A 14,172-nucleotide genomic window follows, 5' to 3' on the forward strand; every position below is an offset into this window, starting at 1 on the left:
TTGCATACCAGAGGTATAGCAATTCCACGGGAGATCGGCCTGGCCGTTTGGCGGGGTTTTGACGCGACGCGTACCCCAGTAGGCGACACCGCCCCCTGTGGGAGCTGGCTTGCCAGCGATTGCGTCAGTCCGGGCAACATCGCTGTCATTGCCGGCCTCATCGCTGGCAAGCCAGCTCCCACAGGGGGTTGTGGTGATCGGGCTAGCGCTGGTTATTGAGGACCTGCAGCATCGCCGCCGTCTGCGCATCCGGCTGGCCGTCGAAGCGCTGCGGGCGGAAGCGCATCTGGAAGGCGGCGATGACGTGACGGGTGGCAACGTCATACACGCCCGTCTGCTCGATCGCATAGCCAAACCGCGCCAGCTGCTGCTGGTACCAGGTGATGCTCGGCGGATTCACCGCGAAGCGCGCCTGCTGCTGCGCCACCGCCTGGGCATTCGGCCAGATTCCAAGGCCTTCGTCGGCCAGGCGCTTCCACGGGAACAACGGCCCCGGATCCAGCTTGCGCAGCGGCGCGATGTCGCTGTGCCCGATGATGTGCCGCGGCTGGATGTTGTTGCGCTTGGCGATGTCCTTGAGCAACAGGATCAGCGACTGCACCTGCGCCTCGCTGTACGGGTGCCAGACTCGTCCTGTCGGGGTATCGGTGAAGCCCGGATTGACGATTTCGATGCCGATCGACGTGGAGTTGAGCCAGGTCCGGCCTTCCCACTGGCTTTCACCGGCATGCCAGGCGCGGCGGCTCTCGTCGACCAATTGGTAGACGGTGCCGTCGCGGTCATCGCCGATCAGGTAATGGCTGCTGACCTCGCCATGGGTCAGCAAGGCCAGCGAGCGCTCCAGCGAAGCATTGGTGTAGTGCAGGATGACGAACTGGACGCGGCTGTCCTGGTTCGCCGAGACATGACTGTGGTCGATACGCAGTTGCGGACCACTGGTACAACCGGCGAGTACAGCCAGCAGCAGGGCGGAGAAAAACGTTTTCATGAAAAAGGGGCGACGCCTGGGAAGTCTGTAATGCAATAGCATAACGTACCTCAGGAAGGGCCACTCACCCCACTTGCAAGCAATTGCGTCCGAGGTGCTTGGCCCGGTACAGGGCTTCGTCGGCGCGCTTGAGCACGGTATCGCTGCGTTCGCCGTCGCGAAACGCGGTGATGCCCACCGACAGGGTGATGGTGACCCGCTCGCCCTTGAAGTGGAACGGACAGGCTTCCACCGCCGCGCGCAGGCTCTCCGCCAACTGTAGACCACCCGCCATCGGCGTCTGCGGCACCAGCAGCACAAATTCCTCGCCACCGAAGCGGGCGATGAAGTCCCGGGCGCGCAGGCGCTTGCGCAGTTCGTTGGCGACGATCTTCAGAACCTTGTCGCCGGCCAGGTGGCCATAGTTGTCATTGATACGCTTGAAGTGATCGAGATCGAGAATCGCCATCAGCAGGTGGCCGCCCTTTTCCTGCCAGTCGGCGACTTCCAGGTCCAGACGCTCGGACCAGGCGGCACGGTTGGGCAGGCCGGTGAGCGGATCGACCAAGGCTTTCTGGCGCTGGACCTCCAGGTGTTCGCGGTAGCCCTGGGCTTCCTGCTCCATATGCGCGACCCGCTCGGACAGGCCCTTGAGGCGGCTGGCCATTTCCTCTTCACGCTTGTCGCGCTGCTGCTGGTGCTCGTCCATGGTGCCGAGCAGGCCTTCGAGACGGCCTTCCAGCACATGCTTGAGGCTGTCCAGGTCGGCCGCGCCCTGCACGCTGCTGTGCAGGCCGTCGACCTGCTCGCGCAACTGGCTGTTCAGGTCGCGCTCGGCAGACTGATTGTCGGCGTGCCCTTCGCTGGCCTCATGCAGATGGCTCTGGAACGATTCCAGGCGCTCGTTGAGCTGTTGCAGGTAGGCTTCGAACTCGTGCTGCCCACTGTCGGTGATCGCCAGCATCAGCACGGCAAGATCATCGAGTATGGGCAGCAGCTCGTACCAGTTCAGCCCGTGTTCCAGGCGTTCGCGCATCGACTCGGCCTGGGGACGGTGTCGCTCCGGCAGGGCCAGGTCGTTGAGCAGGCCAAGCAGGGTGTGCTCGATATGGGTGGCCACCGAACTGTAGGTGGGCTCGGTGCCGTCGGGGAGGGCGTAGAGCATCTGTTCGGCGGTCAGTTCGACCACAGGCTCTTCTACCTGAGGTTCGGGTTCGGGTTCGGGTTCGGGTTCGACCATGACCGGCTCTGGCGCGAGGGCCGGCTCCGCAGTTTCGGTCTCCACAGGCTCGACGGCTTGCGACTCGGTTGCCGGCGGCAGCGACACTTGCGGCTCAGGTGCAGTTTCGACCTCCTGCACGGGCGCTTCTGACTTGGCCGCGATGATTGCAGGCGTGGGCGAAGACGGCCGCAGTTCGTCGATATCGGCAATCGGCGCGACTTCGACCCTTGCTGCGGTGGGCGCTTCGACCGCCTGGACCGTGGCGTCGTTGGTTTCGGCCGGCGCGTCCCGACCGCCGAACAGGCGCTGCAGCAAGCCGGGCTTGTTGTGCTCCTCGGGATGGGTCAAGGCGCCCAGCGCCTCGCCCTGCAGCTTGCTCAGCTCGCTCAGCAGCAATGGCACTTCCCGCGACTGCCCGGCGCGGGCCTCGACCTGCTTGCCAAGCTTCTTCAGCGGGCGACGGACATCACTCGGCAGGGACAACGCCTGCAACTGGTTGACCAGCGACGTGAGTGCCGTGGTCACCTGGGTCACGCGCGTGGCGCGGCGCTGCTCGGAGTCGAGCACGGCTTTTTCCAGGCGCGGGATCAGGCCGGCGAGCCCGGCGTCCATGTTGTCGCTGCGGATGACGTCGCGCATTTCCTTCATGCACTCGTCCACCACCCGATCGCTGCCTTCGGCCGCCAGGGTACTGCGCACGAGACCGCGACGCAGAAGGTCGAGACGGGCGTCCCAGCGGCGCTCCAGCTTTTCCTGCTGCTCGATGCTCTTGAGGTACTTCTCTTTCCAGCGTTCCGCTTCGTCGCTCATGCCCGGGGTCCACGATCAGGGGGACTAACGCAAAGCGGGGAGCGTATCCACAGTCAGGGCGTCAGGCAAACGAATCTCAACCGCGACGGGCAAATGATCGGAAATCGGCTGGGAAAGCACTTCGACCTTTTCCAGGGTCAGGCTCGGGCTGAGCAGAATGTGATCAAGGCAGCGTTGCGGACGCCAGCTGGGGAAGGTGGCTTCGACCTGCGGCGCGATCAGGCCGAGGTCACGCAGGGGGGAGTGTTGCAGGAGGTCGGTGGCATGGGTGTTCATGTCACCCATCAGCACCTGATGGCGATAGCCGCCGATCAGCTCGCGGATATAGGCGAGCTGGCGGGCGCGGGTCTTGGAACCCAGGGCCAGGTGCATCATCACCACCACCAGGGCGTCTTCGCCATCGCCGAAACGCACCAGGATCGCCCCGCGCCCGGCCGGACCGGGCAGCGGATGATCTTCGAGCAGTTGCGGCTTTAGCCGGCTGAGCACACCGTTGCTGTGCTGGGCGAAACGCCCGAGGTTGCGGTTGAGCTGCTGGTACCAGTAGGGAAAGGCACCGAGGTGGGCGAGATGCTCGACCTGGTTGACGTAGCCCGAGCGCAGGCTGCCGCCATCGGCCTCCTGCAGGGCGACCAGGTCGAAATCGTTGAGCAGCGCGCCGATCTTCTGCAGGTTGCCGGCACGCCCCACATGCGGCAGCAGGTGCTGCCAGCTGCGGGTCACGTAGTGACGGTAGCGCTCGGTGCTGATACCGACCTGGATGTTGAAGCTGAGCAGGCGCAGACGACCGTCCCGGGGGAGGTTGTTGTCGTCCACATGCACCTCGTTGACCCGAGGATCACAGAGGCCGACAACCCGCTCGCTTCTCCAGCGCGCCATGATCATCGCCGCTTACTTCGCGGCGCGCTCCTTGGCGATCAGTTGGTCGGCCACGTTCAGCACGCCTTCCGGACCACCGGCGCTGCCCAGGTCGAAGCGGTACTTGCCGTTGACCACCATGCTCGGTACGCCGGTGATCTCGTACTTCTTCGCCAGTTCCTTGGCCTGGTTGACCTGGCCCTTGATCGCGAAGGAGTTGAAGGTGGCGAGGAACTTGTCCTTGTCGACGCCCTGGGTGGCCAGGAAGTCAGCCATGTCCTGCGGGTCGGTCAGGCGCTTCTTCTGGTTCTGGATGGCATCGAAGACCGCGGCGTGGACCTTGTGCTCGACGCCCATGGCTTCGAGGGTCAGGAACATCTGGCCGTGGGCATCCCATGGGCCGCCGAACATGGCCGGGACGCGCTTGAAGTTGACGTCGGCCGGCAGCTTGTCGATCCACGGGTTGATGGTCGGTTCGAAGTGGTAGCAGTGCGGGCAGCCGTACCAGAACAGCTCGACGACTTCGACCTTGCCCGGTACGGACACCGGTACCGGGTTGCTCAGCTCGATGTATTCCTTGCCGGCGACCGGCTCCGCGGCCTGGGCAGTCATACCGAAAACGCTGGCAGCCACCAGCGCGGCGCTGAGAATCAGATTACGCATGCTTTGCTCCTGTGCAGTCTTTGAGTCGCCTTGCAACGACGTGTCTTTCTGACAGGCCAAGGCGGGTCCGAGTTCGTAAGTGTAACGGCAGAAGAATGAAAAAAGGGTGGCCGAAGCCACCCTTTTCATGTTCGGCACGCGCCATTAACGCAGCGTTAACGTTGTGCCGTGCGGATCAGTGCAGGCCCTGGATGTAGCTGGCCAGCGCCTGGATCTCGTGGTTGCTGAGTTTGGAGGCGATGGTACGCATGGTGGTAGCGTCGCCGTCATTGGTACGGTCGCCTTCGCGGAAGTCGGTCAGCTGCTTGGTGATGTACTGGGCGTGCTGGCCGCCCAGGTGCGGGAAGCCGGCGGCGGCAAGGCCAGCGCCATTCGGCGAGTGGCAACCGGTGCAGGCGGGCAGGCCTTTTTCCAGGTTACCGCCGTTGAACAGGGCGCGGCCCTGTTCGACCAGTTTCGGATCGGCGGCGCCGACGCTGCCTTTCTGGCTGGCGAAGTACGCGGCGATATCGGCCAGGTCCTGGTCGCCGAGATTGGTCAGCAGGCCGGTCATTTCCAGGACCGTGCGCTTGCCGTCCTTGATGTCGTGGAGCTGCTTGGTCAGGTATCGCTCACCCTGGCCGGCAAGTTTCGGGAAGTTCGGTGCGACGCTGTTGCCATCCGGGCTGTGACACGCCCCGCAAACAGCGGCTTTTGCCTGACCGGCAGCAGCATCGCCAACGATAGGGCCAGCGGCATTGGCGCCGCCTGTAACGCCAAGGGTCAACAGCAGACTCACGATCAGTTTGTTCATCAGCTAATCCAACTACGGCTAAGGGTGAAAGAGTTATGTATCGGGCCTACTGGCTCATCCACTCGATGATTGCCTGGTAGTCCTCGGCACTGCAGTCCATGCACAATCCACGCGGTGGCATAGCCTTGAAACCCTGGGTTACATGCCCGGTCAATATCTCCATCCCCTGCGCCAGCCTTGGCTCCCAGGCTGCACGGTCACCCTTTTTCGGGGCCTGTGGCAGCTGCCCGGCGTGACAGGCCGCACACGTGCGGTTGTACAACGCCTCGGGATCCTGTGTAGCCTGAGCGCTGGTAAACGGTATCAATACACCGATTGCAAGCAGCCATTTCGTCATTAAACGACCCTTCAGGGCTGGGGACTCATTGCGTTCTAGTGCGCAACCTTTAAAGTCTGAGCCCCCGTGCACATCCTCCTACGCTGGGATAATGCGCACACAAAATATAGGGCATTATATACTCCCGTTGCCGAAACGGAAACGACACACCCTGCCGCACCCACCCCGGGCAACGCTCACTTCGGACATCCCATGCAAGTCAAAAACCCCATCCTCGGACTTTGCCAGACGGCAAAATTCGCCATCAGCGCCGCCAAGGTCGAACAGTGTCCGCCTGACGCGGGCTACGAAGTCGCCTTCGCCGGGCGTTCCAACGCCGGCAAGTCCAGCGCCCTCAATACCCTGACCCACGCCAGCCTGGCGCGTACCTCGAAAACCCCGGGCCGCACCCAGTTGTTGAACTTCTTCAGTCTGGATGACGATCGGCGTTTGGTCGACCTGCCGGGCTACGGATATGCAAAGGTGCCGATTCCGCTCAAGCAGCACTGGCAGCGACACCTGGAGGCCTACCTGGGCAGCCGCGAGGCCTTGAAGGGTTTGATCCTGATGATGGACGTGCGCCATCCGATGACCGACTTCGACAAGATGATGCTCGACTGGTCCAAGGCCAGCGGCATGCCGATGCACATCTTGCTGACCAAGGCCGACAAGCTGACCTTCGGCGCAGCGAAGAACACCCTGCTCAAGGTGCAATCGGAGATCCGCAAGGGTTGGGGCGACAGCATCACCATCCAGCTGTTCTCGGCGCCCAAGCGCCAGGGCCTGGAAGAAGCCTACGCGGTGCTCGCGCGCTGGCTGGAACTGGCTGACAAGCCTGCGGAATAAGGCCCCGGGAGGGCCTGCCCGGCAAATTCCGGGCAAAAAAAACCCCGGACTTCGTATGGGGAGGGGGAAGTTCGGGGTTCAAGTTCCGAACCGCTAGGGCGGGGTCCGGATATCTGCCAACACTTAACACAACATAGGAGCATTGAAGGGCTTCACCAGCCATTCAGTAACTCTGAGTGTCGGTTCACCGGATTAGTTCCGGGCGTGTAGAAACTATTTGCGATAAACAGGAAATGTCTTAATACCCGACCTAAACAGTCGGGCATTGTCCGCGACCTTATGTCGCGGACGTTCCCCTCATGTTCAGTGCGCTTCGTCCCAGTTCGCGCCAACTCCCACGTCCACCACCAGGGGAACCTCCAGTTGCGCGGCGTTGCTCATGTGCGGGCGAATTTCTTCGCGGACCTGGTCGATCAGGTCCTCGCGAACCTCCAGCACCAGTTCGTCGTGTACCTGGAGAATCACCCGGGCATCGAGCCCGGAGCTTTCCAGCCAGTTGTCCACCGCCACCATGGCGCGCTTGATGATGTCGGCCGCAGTGCCCTGCATCGGCGCGTTGATCGCCGTACGCTCGGCACCGGCACGTTCCATCGGGCGGCTGGAGTTGATTGCCGGCAGGTACAGACGGCGACCGAACAGGGTTTCCACGAAGCCTTGCTCGGCCGCCAGCTTGCGGGTGCTTTCCATGTACTGGCGCACACCCGGGTAGCGGGCGAAGTAGGCATCGATATAGGCCTTGGCCTGCTTGGTCTCGACGCCGATATCCTTGCCGAGTTTCTTCGCACCCATGCCATAGATCAGACCGAAGTTGATCGCCTTGGCGCTGCGCCGCTGGTCGGATGTCACCTGATCGAGGGCCACGTTGAACACTTCGGCGGCGGTGGCGGTGTGCACGTCGAGGCCATTGCGGAAGGCATTCATCAGGCCTTCGTCACCGGACAGGTGGGCCATGATGCGCAGTTCGATCTGCGAGTAGTCCGCCGCCAGCAGCTTGTAGCCGGGCGGTGCGATGAACGCCTGGCGAATGCGCCGGCCTTCGGCGGTACGGGCCGGAATGTTCTGCAGGTTCGGGTCACTGGAGGAAAGGCGCCCGGTGGCCGCGATCGCCTGGCCATACGAGGTATGGATACGCTGGGTGCGCGGATTGATCTGCTCCGGCAGACGGTCGGTGTAGGTGCTCTTCAGCTTGCTCAGGGAGCGGTACTGCATCAATACCCGCGGCAGCGGATAGCCTTCTTCGGCCAGTTCATCCAGCACTTCCTCGGCGGTGGACGGCTGGCCCTTGGCGGTCTTTTTCAGGACCGGCAGGCCGAACTTGTCGTAGAGGATCGCGCCCAACTGACGCGGCGAACCCAGGTTGAACGGCTCGCCCGCCAGCTCGATGGCCTCTTGCTCCAGCTTCGCCATCTTGTCGCCCAGTTCCTGGCTCTGCAGCTTGAGCAGCTCCGGGTCGACCAGCGCGCCCTGGCGCTCGATCCGCGCCAGCACCGGGACCAGCGGCATCTCGATATCGGTCAGCACGCTGGCCAGGGTCGGGATCGCCTGGAGTTGCGCGAACAGCGCCTGGTGCAGGCGCAGGGTCACGTCGGCGTCTTCGGCGGCATAGGGGCCGGCCTTGTCCAGGTGGATCTTGTCGAAGGTCACCTGCTTGGCGCCCTTGCCGGCGATGTCCTCGAACTTCACGGTGCTGTAGTCCAGGTACAGCTTCGCCAGGCTGTCCATGTCGTGGCGGGTCGCCGTGGAGTTGAGCACGTAGGATTCGAGCATGGTGTCGAAGGCGATGCCGCGCACGGTGATGCCGTTGGCCGGGTCGCCGTCGATGGCGCAGTTGGCCAGGATGTTCATGTCGAACTTGGCGTGCTGGCCGACCTTGAGCTTGGCCGGGTCTTCCAGCAGCGGCTTGAGCGCCCGCAGTACCGCGTTGCGGTCGAGCTGAGCCGGTGCGTCCGGGTAGCTGTGGGTCAGCGGGACATAGGCGCCTTCATGGGCCTTCACCGCGAAGGACACGCCCACCAATTGCGCCTGCTGCGCGTCGATGCCGGTGGTTTCGGTATCGAAGGCGAACAGCGGGGCATCCTTGAGCTTCTGCAGCCAGCGGTCGAAGTCGGCCTGTTCGAGGATGGTCTCGTACTGCGGTTCGACCTCTACTTCCACCTCGGCAACCGCCACGGCGTCCTCGCTGACCACCGCTACAGCCACGTCCACCTTGGCGACCGGGGCCGGCTGAGTGGCACGACGGGCCTCGCGCTCCAGCTCGTCGATCCAGCCCTTGAACTCCAGCAGGGTGTAGATCTCCATCAGCTTGTCGCGGTCCGGCTCGCGCAGGTGCAGGTCGTCCAGGCCCACGTCCAGTTCGACATCGCACTTGATGGTCGCCAACTGGTAGGAGAGGAAGGCCATTTCCTTGCTCTCCAGCAGCTTGGCCGGCAGGGTCTTGGCGCCGCGGATGGGGAAGGTCGGGACCAGGTCGAGGTTCTCGTACAGCTCCTTGAGGCCGCCATTCACGCCGATCAGCAGGCCGACGGCGGTTTTCTCACCAACGCCTTTGACGCCGGGGATGTTGTCGGCGGTATCGCCCATCAGCGCCAGCAGGTCAATGATCTGTTCCGGAGCGACACCGAATTTCCCTTTTACGCCTTCGATATCCAGCACGGTTCCGGTCATGGTGTTGACCAGCGTAACGTGCTCGTCCACCAGTTGCGCCATGTCCTTGTCCCCGGTGGACACCACCACGGGACGGGCCGCTGCCGCGCTACTGCGGGCCAGGGTGCCGATCACGTCGTCAGCCTCGACCCCGTCGACGCACAGCAGCGGGAAGCCCAGGGCGCGCACGGCGGCGTGCAGCGGCTCGATCTGCACGCGCATGTCGTCGGGCATGCTCGGGCGGTTGGCCTTGTAGTCGGCGAACATTTCGTCGCGGAAAGTGCCGCCCTTGGCGTCGAAGACCACCGCGAAGGGGCTTTCCGGGTACTGCTTGCGCAGGCTCCTGAGCATGTTCAGCACACCCTTGACCGCACCGGACGGCATGCCCTTGGAGGTGGTCAGCGGCGGCAGCGCGTGGAAGGCACGGTAGAGGTACGAAGAACCGTCCACCAGGACGAGGGGGGTTTGGCTCATGAGCGGAATCAACCTTTTCGACGGGCCCGGCGCTAGAATGTCCGGAACATTGACGACAAAGGGACAAGGTTATCATGGGTACATTCAATCGCCTGTTGTTGCTCGGTCTTCTGGTCGGCACACCGGTCGCGGCCTTGGCCGCAGACGAAGCGCCCTCGGCCGAGCCGGAAGTAACCATTCGCACGGAAGGTGACAAAACCATTCAGGAATACCGTCAGAACGGCTTCCTGTACGCGATCAAGGTCACACCGAAGGGCGGCAAGCCGTACTTCCTGGTGCGTGCCGACGGTAGCGACGCCAACTTCATCCGGTCCGACCAGCCCGACATGCTGATTCCCTCCTGGAAAATCTTCGAGTGGTAACGCGGACCCTTAACATCCACCCGGCACGTCGCGACGGCGTGCCTGACTGAGCAGTTTTTGACCATGTCTGTCTTCACCCCCCTGACCCGGCCGCAGCTGGAAACCTTCCTGGCCCCCTATGGACTGGGCCGCCTGCTGGACTTCCAGGGCATCGCCGCCGGTACCGAGAACAGCAACTTCTTCATCAGCCTCGAACAGGGGGAGTTCGTGCTGACGCTGGTGGAACGCGGCCCGATCCAGGACCTGCCGTTCTTCGTCGAACTGCTCGAAGTCCTGCACCAGGCCGACCTGCCGGTGCCCTACGCCCTGCCGGCCACCGACGGCGTGGCCCTGCGCGAGCTGGCTGGCAAGCCGGCGCTGCTGCAGCCGCGCCTGGCCGGCAAGCACATCAAGGCGCCGAATGCCCAGCATTGCGTACAGGTCGCCGAGTTCATGGCCCACCTGCACCTGGCGACCCGCGAACACACGCTGGAACGCAAGACCGACCGTGGCCTGGACTGGATGCTGGAGGCGGGCAACGAGCTGATGCCGCGCCTGAATGCCGGACAGCAGGCACTGCTCAAGGGCAGCCTGGACGAGATCGGCGCCCATCATGCACGGATCATGGCGCTGCCACGGGCCAACGTGCATGCCGACCTGTTCCGCGACAACGCGATGTTCGAAGGCACGCACCTGACCGGCGTGATCGACTTCTACAACGCCTGTTCGGGGCCGATGCTGTATGACCTGGCGATCAGCCTGAACGACTGGTGCTGTGACGAGGCGGGGGCGATCGACCTGCCGCGGGCGCGGGCATTCCTCGGCGCCTATGCGGCGCTGCGGCCGTTCACGGCGGCGGAGGCCGAGGTCTGGCCGGTGATGCTGCGGGTGGCGTGCGTGCGGTTCTGGCTGTCGCGGTTGATCGCGGCGGAGTCGTTCGCGGGGATGGATGTGATGATTCACGATCCGGCGGAGTTCGAGGTGCGCTTGAAGGCGCGGCAGGATGTGAGCCTGGCATTGCCGTTTGCCCTTTAAGAGCATCGCTGGCAAGCCAGCTCCCACAGGGACCGCGTGCGCCGCGAAACCTGTGGGAGCTGGCTTGCCAGCGATGAAGGCGCTACAGGCTTTCCAGACACCCCGCCAACCCATTCCCCAGGTTGGTCAGCAACGTCTCATACCCTTTGGCATCCACCGCCAGCGTCCCACCGAGCGCATCCAGCTCCGCCAGCTTCACCGGCAGCCCTGCCGTCAACGTCTCCGCCAGACGCGGCCGCAACGGCGGCTCACTGAACACACAAGTCTTGCCCACTTCCTGCAGACGCTTGCGCATCGCCGCCACATGCTGCGCGCCCGGCTGCACTTCCTGGGCGACGCTGAACACGCCGGTATGCTTCACGCCATAAGCCGACTCGAAGTAGTCGAACGCCTCGTGGAACACGAAGAACGGCTTGTCCCCCACGCCCGCCAGGCGCTGCTTCAGGCGTTGATCCAGCCCGTCCAGGCGCTGCTCAAAGCCCTTCAGGTTGCTCTGGTAGCGCGCCGCATTGGCCGGGTCCGCTGCACTCAGGTCCGCCGCCATGCGCGCGGCGATCACCCGGGCATTGACCGTCGACAGCCACAGGTGGGCATCGAGGGTGCCGGGACGGTGATCATGATCGTGCTCGTCCGGGTCATCCGCGTGTTCTTCGTGGGAGTGACTGTCCTCGCCGAAGTGACGCAGGCTCATGCCCGGCAGCCCTTGCACCGCCACGGTCGGTTTGCTGCGGCTATTCAGCACGCGGGGCAGGAAGCCTTCCATGTCCGGCCCGATCCAATACAGCAGATCGACCTCCGCCACCCGCCGCACATCCGACGGACGCAGCGCGTAATGGTGCGGCGAAGCGCCCGGCGGCAGCAGCACTTCCGGCTTGCCGACGCCGTCCTGGACGGCCGCGGCGATGAGTTGCAGCGGCTGGATGCTGGTCAGCACGCGGACCTCGGCCTGGGCTGGGGCCAGCACGACGAGCGTTGAGGCAAAAGCGACAAAAAGGGCAAATAATCGGGACACGATGAGCGCTCATTGATGCAAAGACAGGTAACATAATAACGTCTCTCACCAAAACCGTCGCCGCCCATGCCCAATACTCCGCTGGCCAACCGCCCACACGATCACTCCCATTGCGTCCACACCGCCCTGGCCGAGGCCGATGCCCTGTGTGCCCGTCAGGGGCTGCGTCTGACCGCCCTGCGCCGACGCGTGCTGGAGCTGGTCTGGCAGAGCCACAAGCCGCTGGGTGCCTACGACATCCTCGGCGTGCTCAGCGAGCAGGACGGCCGTCGTGCCGCGCCGCCAACCGTCTATCGGGCGCTGGATTTCCTCCTGGAAAACAGCCTGGTGCACCGCATCGCCTCGCTCAACGCCTTCATCGGCTGCAACCACCCGGAACACGCGCACCAGGGCCAGTTCCTGATCTGCCGCGAGTGTCATGTGGCGATCGAGCTGGAACAGCCGGCGATCAGCAACGCCATCGTCGCCAGCGCCAAGGATGTCGGGTTCAGCGTCGAATCGCAGACCGTCGAAGTGGTCGGCATCTGCGCCAGTTGCCGGAGCGCCTGATGAGCAACGCCTTGATCCGCCTGCAACAGGTGGGAGTGACCATCGGCGGGCAGAGCATCCTCGACAGCATCGACCTGACCGTCGAACCGGGCCAGATCGTCACCCTGATCGGCCCCAACGGCGCCGGCAAGACCACCCTGGTACGCGCCGTTCTCGGCCTGCTCAAGCCGGGCAGCGGCAGCGTCTGGCGCAAGCCGAAGCTGCGTATCGGCTACATGCCGCAGAAGCTCCAGGTGGACGCGACCCTGCCGCTGTCGGTGCTGCGCTTCCTGCGCCTGGTCCCCGGTGTTGACCGCGCCGCTGCCCTGTCGGCCCTGGAAGAAGTCGGCGCCGAACAGGTGATCGACAGCCCGATCCAGACCATCTCCGGCGGCGAAATGCAGCGCGTGCTACTGGCTCGCGCCCTGCTGCGCGAGCCCGAGCTGCTGGTGCTGGATGAACCGGTGCAGGGCGTCGACGTCGCCGGCCAGGCCGAGCTGTACAGCCTGATCACCCGCCTGCGCGACCGCCACCAGTGCGGCGTGCTGATGGTCTCCCACGACCTGCACCTGGTCATGAGCACCACCGACCAGGTGGTCTGCCTCAACCGTCACGTCTGCTGTTCCGGGCACCCGGAGCAGGTCAGCGGCGACCCGGCCTTCGTCGAGCTGTTCGGCAACAACGCGCCGAGCCTGGCGATCTACCACCACCATCACGACCACAGCCACGACCTGCATGGCTCGGTGGTCGCCCCGCATGTGCACGGAGAAAACTGCAAGCATGGCTGATTTCCTGCTTTACGCCCTGCTCGCAGGCCTGGCCCTGGCCGTGGTCGCCGGCCCTCTCGGCTCCTTCGTGGTCTGGCGGCGCATGGCCTATTTCGGCGACACCCTGTCCCACGCCGCCCTGCTCGGCGTGGCCATGGGCTTCATGCTCGATATCAGCCCGGCGCTGGCGGTGACCGTCGGCTGCCTGTTGCTGGCGCTGCTCCTGGTCACCCTGCAACAGCGCCAGCCGCTGGCCTCGGACACCCTGCTCGGCATCCTCGCCCCCAGCACCCTGTCCCTCGGCCTGGTGGCGCTGAGCTTCATGCACGACGTGCGCATCGACCTGATGAGCTACCTGTTCGGCGACCTGCTGGCGATCAGCCCCGGCGACCTGGCCTGGATCCTCGGCGGCAGCGCGGCGGTGCTGGTGCTGATGGTCGTGCTGTGGCGGCCGTTGCTGGCGGTGACCGTGCACGAGGAGCTGGCCCGGGTCGAAGGTCTGCCCGTCGCTGGCCTGCGCCTGGCGCTGATGCTGCTGATCGCCATCGTCATTGCCGTGGCCATGAAGATCGTCGGCGTGCTGCTGATCACCTCGCTGCTGATCATCCCCGCTGCGGCCGCGCAAAGACATGCGCGCTCTCCGGAACAAATGGCCCTCGGCGCCAGTCTTATCGGGGTCGTCGCGGTCTGTGGCGGCCTGGCCATGTCCTGGTTCAAGGACACCCCTGCGGGCCCCTCGATCGTGGTCTGTGCCGCGGTGCTATTCTTGTTGAGTCTGGCCCTGCCCCGGCGCTGACCGGCATAGCGGGCGCCGCCTGCGCGGCGGCGTCCACCCTCGAGACCCCGCGAGCGCCAGCGAAGGAATGATGTTCCCGCCCACGGACTGGGTGTAGACTT

The 14,172-nt window shown here is 64.4% G+C and carries 14 protein-coding genes; 6 read left to right on the plus strand and 8 right to left on the minus strand.

What is annotated here, in order from left to right:
• Window positions 1-202: 202 nt before the first annotated feature.
• From AC2CQI_RS20005 to AC2CQI_RS20030, 6 genes are all read right to left on the minus strand, one after another.
• Window positions 203-988, minus strand: a complete 786-nt coding sequence (locus tag AC2CQI_RS20005) for an N-acetylmuramoyl-L-alanine amidase (RefSeq protein ID WP_484577664.1) — start codon at window positions 986-988, stop codon at window positions 203-205.
• A gap of 64 nt (window positions 989-1,052) precedes the next feature.
• Window positions 1,053-2,999, minus strand: a complete 1,947-nt coding sequence (locus AC2CQI_RS20010; RefSeq protein WP_484577665.1) for a GGDEF domain-containing protein — start codon at window positions 2,997-2,999, stop codon at window positions 1,053-1,055.
• Window positions 3,000-3,023: 24 nt separating this feature from the next.
• Window positions 3,024-3,878, minus strand: a complete 855-nt coding sequence (locus AC2CQI_RS20015) for an endonuclease/exonuclease/phosphatase family protein (protein ID WP_075802060.1) — start codon at window positions 3,876-3,878, stop codon at window positions 3,024-3,026.
• A gap of 12 nt (window positions 3,879-3,890) precedes the next feature.
• Window positions 3,891-4,520 (minus strand): thiol:disulfide interchange protein DsbA, encoded by a 630-nt coding sequence (gene dsbA, locus AC2CQI_RS20020; RefSeq protein WP_075801991.1) that lies wholly within the window; start codon window positions 4,518-4,520, stop codon window positions 3,891-3,893.
• 175 nt (window positions 4,521-4,695) lie between these two features.
• Window positions 4,696-5,313, minus strand: coding sequence for a c-type cytochrome (locus AC2CQI_RS20025; protein ID WP_075801992.1), 618 nt, complete (start codon window positions 5,311-5,313; stop codon window positions 4,696-4,698).
• Between the two features lie 46 nt (window positions 5,314-5,359).
• Window positions 5,360-5,650, minus strand: a complete 291-nt coding sequence (locus tag AC2CQI_RS20030; RefSeq protein ID WP_075801993.1) for a c-type cytochrome — start codon at window positions 5,648-5,650, stop codon at window positions 5,360-5,362.
• Between the two features lie 192 nt (window positions 5,651-5,842).
• Between AC2CQI_RS20030 and yihA the strand changes: the two genes are divergently transcribed.
• Window positions 5,843-6,475: a ribosome biogenesis GTP-binding protein YihA/YsxC gene (yihA, locus tag AC2CQI_RS20035; protein ID WP_075801994.1), complete on the plus strand. Its 633-nt coding sequence runs from the start codon at window positions 5,843-5,845 to the stop codon at window positions 6,473-6,475.
• Between the two features lie 303 nt (window positions 6,476-6,778).
• Here the strand turns inward: yihA and polA are convergent, their stop codons facing one another.
• The gene (polA, locus tag AC2CQI_RS20040) at window positions 6,779-9,592 is read right to left on the minus strand and encodes a DNA polymerase I (RefSeq protein ID WP_484577666.1); all 2,814 of its coding nucleotides are present in this window, start codon (window positions 9,590-9,592) and stop codon (window positions 6,779-6,781) included.
• A 74-nt stretch (window positions 9,593-9,666) separates the two neighbouring features.
• Between polA and AC2CQI_RS20045 the strand changes: the two genes are divergently transcribed.
• Window positions 9,667-9,954 carry a DUF2782 domain-containing protein gene (locus AC2CQI_RS20045; protein ID WP_075801996.1) on the plus strand — a complete coding sequence of 96 codons (288 nt, stop codon included), beginning with the start codon at window positions 9,667-9,669 and terminating at the stop codon, window positions 9,952-9,954.
• Between the two features lie 63 nt (window positions 9,955-10,017).
• Window positions 10,018-10,968, plus strand: coding sequence for a homoserine kinase (locus AC2CQI_RS20050; protein ID WP_484577667.1), 951 nt, complete (start codon window positions 10,018-10,020; stop codon window positions 10,966-10,968).
• Between the two features lie 82 nt (window positions 10,969-11,050).
• Here the strand turns inward: AC2CQI_RS20050 and AC2CQI_RS20055 are convergent, their stop codons facing one another.
• Window positions 11,051-11,980: a zinc ABC transporter substrate-binding protein gene (locus AC2CQI_RS20055; RefSeq protein WP_484577668.1), complete on the minus strand. Its 930-nt coding sequence runs from the start codon at window positions 11,978-11,980 to the stop codon at window positions 11,051-11,053.
• Between the two features lie 66 nt (window positions 11,981-12,046).
• Here AC2CQI_RS20055 and zur point away from each other — a divergent pair, with 66 nt between their 5' ends.
• The 3 genes from zur to znuB are packed head-to-tail and all read left to right on the plus strand — an operon-like array spanning window position 12,047 to window position 14,071.
• Window positions 12,047-12,529 carry a zinc uptake transcriptional repressor Zur gene (gene zur, locus AC2CQI_RS20060; protein ID WP_075801999.1) on the plus strand — a complete coding sequence of 161 codons (483 nt, stop codon included), beginning with the start codon at window positions 12,047-12,049 and terminating at the stop codon, window positions 12,527-12,529.
• Complete coding sequence (gene znuC / locus AC2CQI_RS20065) at window positions 12,529-13,296, plus strand: zinc ABC transporter ATP-binding protein ZnuC (RefSeq protein ID WP_484577669.1); 768 nt, start codon at window positions 12,529-12,531, stop codon at window positions 13,294-13,296. The genes zur and znuC overlap by 1 nt, the downstream gene beginning before the upstream one ends.
• Window positions 13,289-14,071, plus strand: a complete 783-nt coding sequence (gene znuB, locus AC2CQI_RS20070; protein ID WP_075802001.1) for a zinc ABC transporter permease subunit ZnuB — start codon at window positions 13,289-13,291, stop codon at window positions 14,069-14,071. The genes znuC and znuB overlap by 8 nt, the downstream gene beginning before the upstream one ends.
• Window positions 14,072-14,172: the final 101 nt, after the last annotated feature.

Source organism: Pseudomonas sp. P2S-1, assembly GCF_057197725.1.

What these genes read in the sequence shown, in the direction of transcription:
- zur (WP_075801999.1), top strand. Translation starts at nt 12,047, where the DNA reads ATGCCCAATACTCCGCTGGCCAACCGCCCACACGATCACTCCCATTGC.
- AC2CQI_RS20015 (WP_075802060.1), bottom strand. Translation starts at nt 3,878, where the DNA reads ATGGCGCGCTGGAGAAGCGAGCGGGTTGTCGGCCTCTGTGATCCTCGG.
- AC2CQI_RS20025 (WP_075801992.1), bottom strand. Translation starts at nt 5,313, where the DNA reads ATGAACAAACTGATCGTGAGTCTGCTGTTGACCCTTGGCGTTACAGGC.
- AC2CQI_RS20005 (WP_484577664.1), bottom strand. Translation starts at nt 988, where the DNA reads ATGAAAACGTTTTTCTCCGCCCTGCTGCTGGCTGTACTCGCCGGTTGT.
- dsbA (WP_075801991.1), bottom strand. Translation starts at nt 4,520, where the DNA reads ATGCGTAATCTGATTCTCAGCGCCGCGCTGGTGGCTGCCAGCGTTTTC.
- AC2CQI_RS20010 (WP_484577665.1), bottom strand. Translation starts at nt 2,999, where the DNA reads ATGAGCGACGAAGCGGAACGCTGGAAAGAGAAGTACCTCAAGAGCATC.
- yihA (WP_075801994.1), top strand. Translation starts at nt 5,843, where the DNA reads ATGCAAGTCAAAAACCCCATCCTCGGACTTTGCCAGACGGCAAAATTC.
- AC2CQI_RS20045 (WP_075801996.1), top strand. Translation starts at nt 9,667, where the DNA reads ATGGGTACATTCAATCGCCTGTTGTTGCTCGGTCTTCTGGTCGGCACA.
- znuC (WP_484577669.1), top strand. Translation starts at nt 12,529, where the DNA reads ATGAGCAACGCCTTGATCCGCCTGCAACAGGTGGGAGTGACCATCGGC.
- znuB (WP_075802001.1), top strand. Translation starts at nt 13,289, where the DNA reads ATGGCTGATTTCCTGCTTTACGCCCTGCTCGCAGGCCTGGCCCTGGCC.
- AC2CQI_RS20050 (WP_484577667.1), top strand. Translation starts at nt 10,018, where the DNA reads ATGTCTGTCTTCACCCCCCTGACCCGGCCGCAGCTGGAAACCTTCCTG.
- AC2CQI_RS20030 (WP_075801993.1), bottom strand. Translation starts at nt 5,650, where the DNA reads ATGACGAAATGGCTGCTTGCAATCGGTGTATTGATACCGTTTACCAGC.
- polA (WP_484577666.1), bottom strand. Translation starts at nt 9,592, where the DNA reads ATGAGCCAAACCCCCCTCGTCCTGGTGGACGGTTCTTCGTACCTCTAC.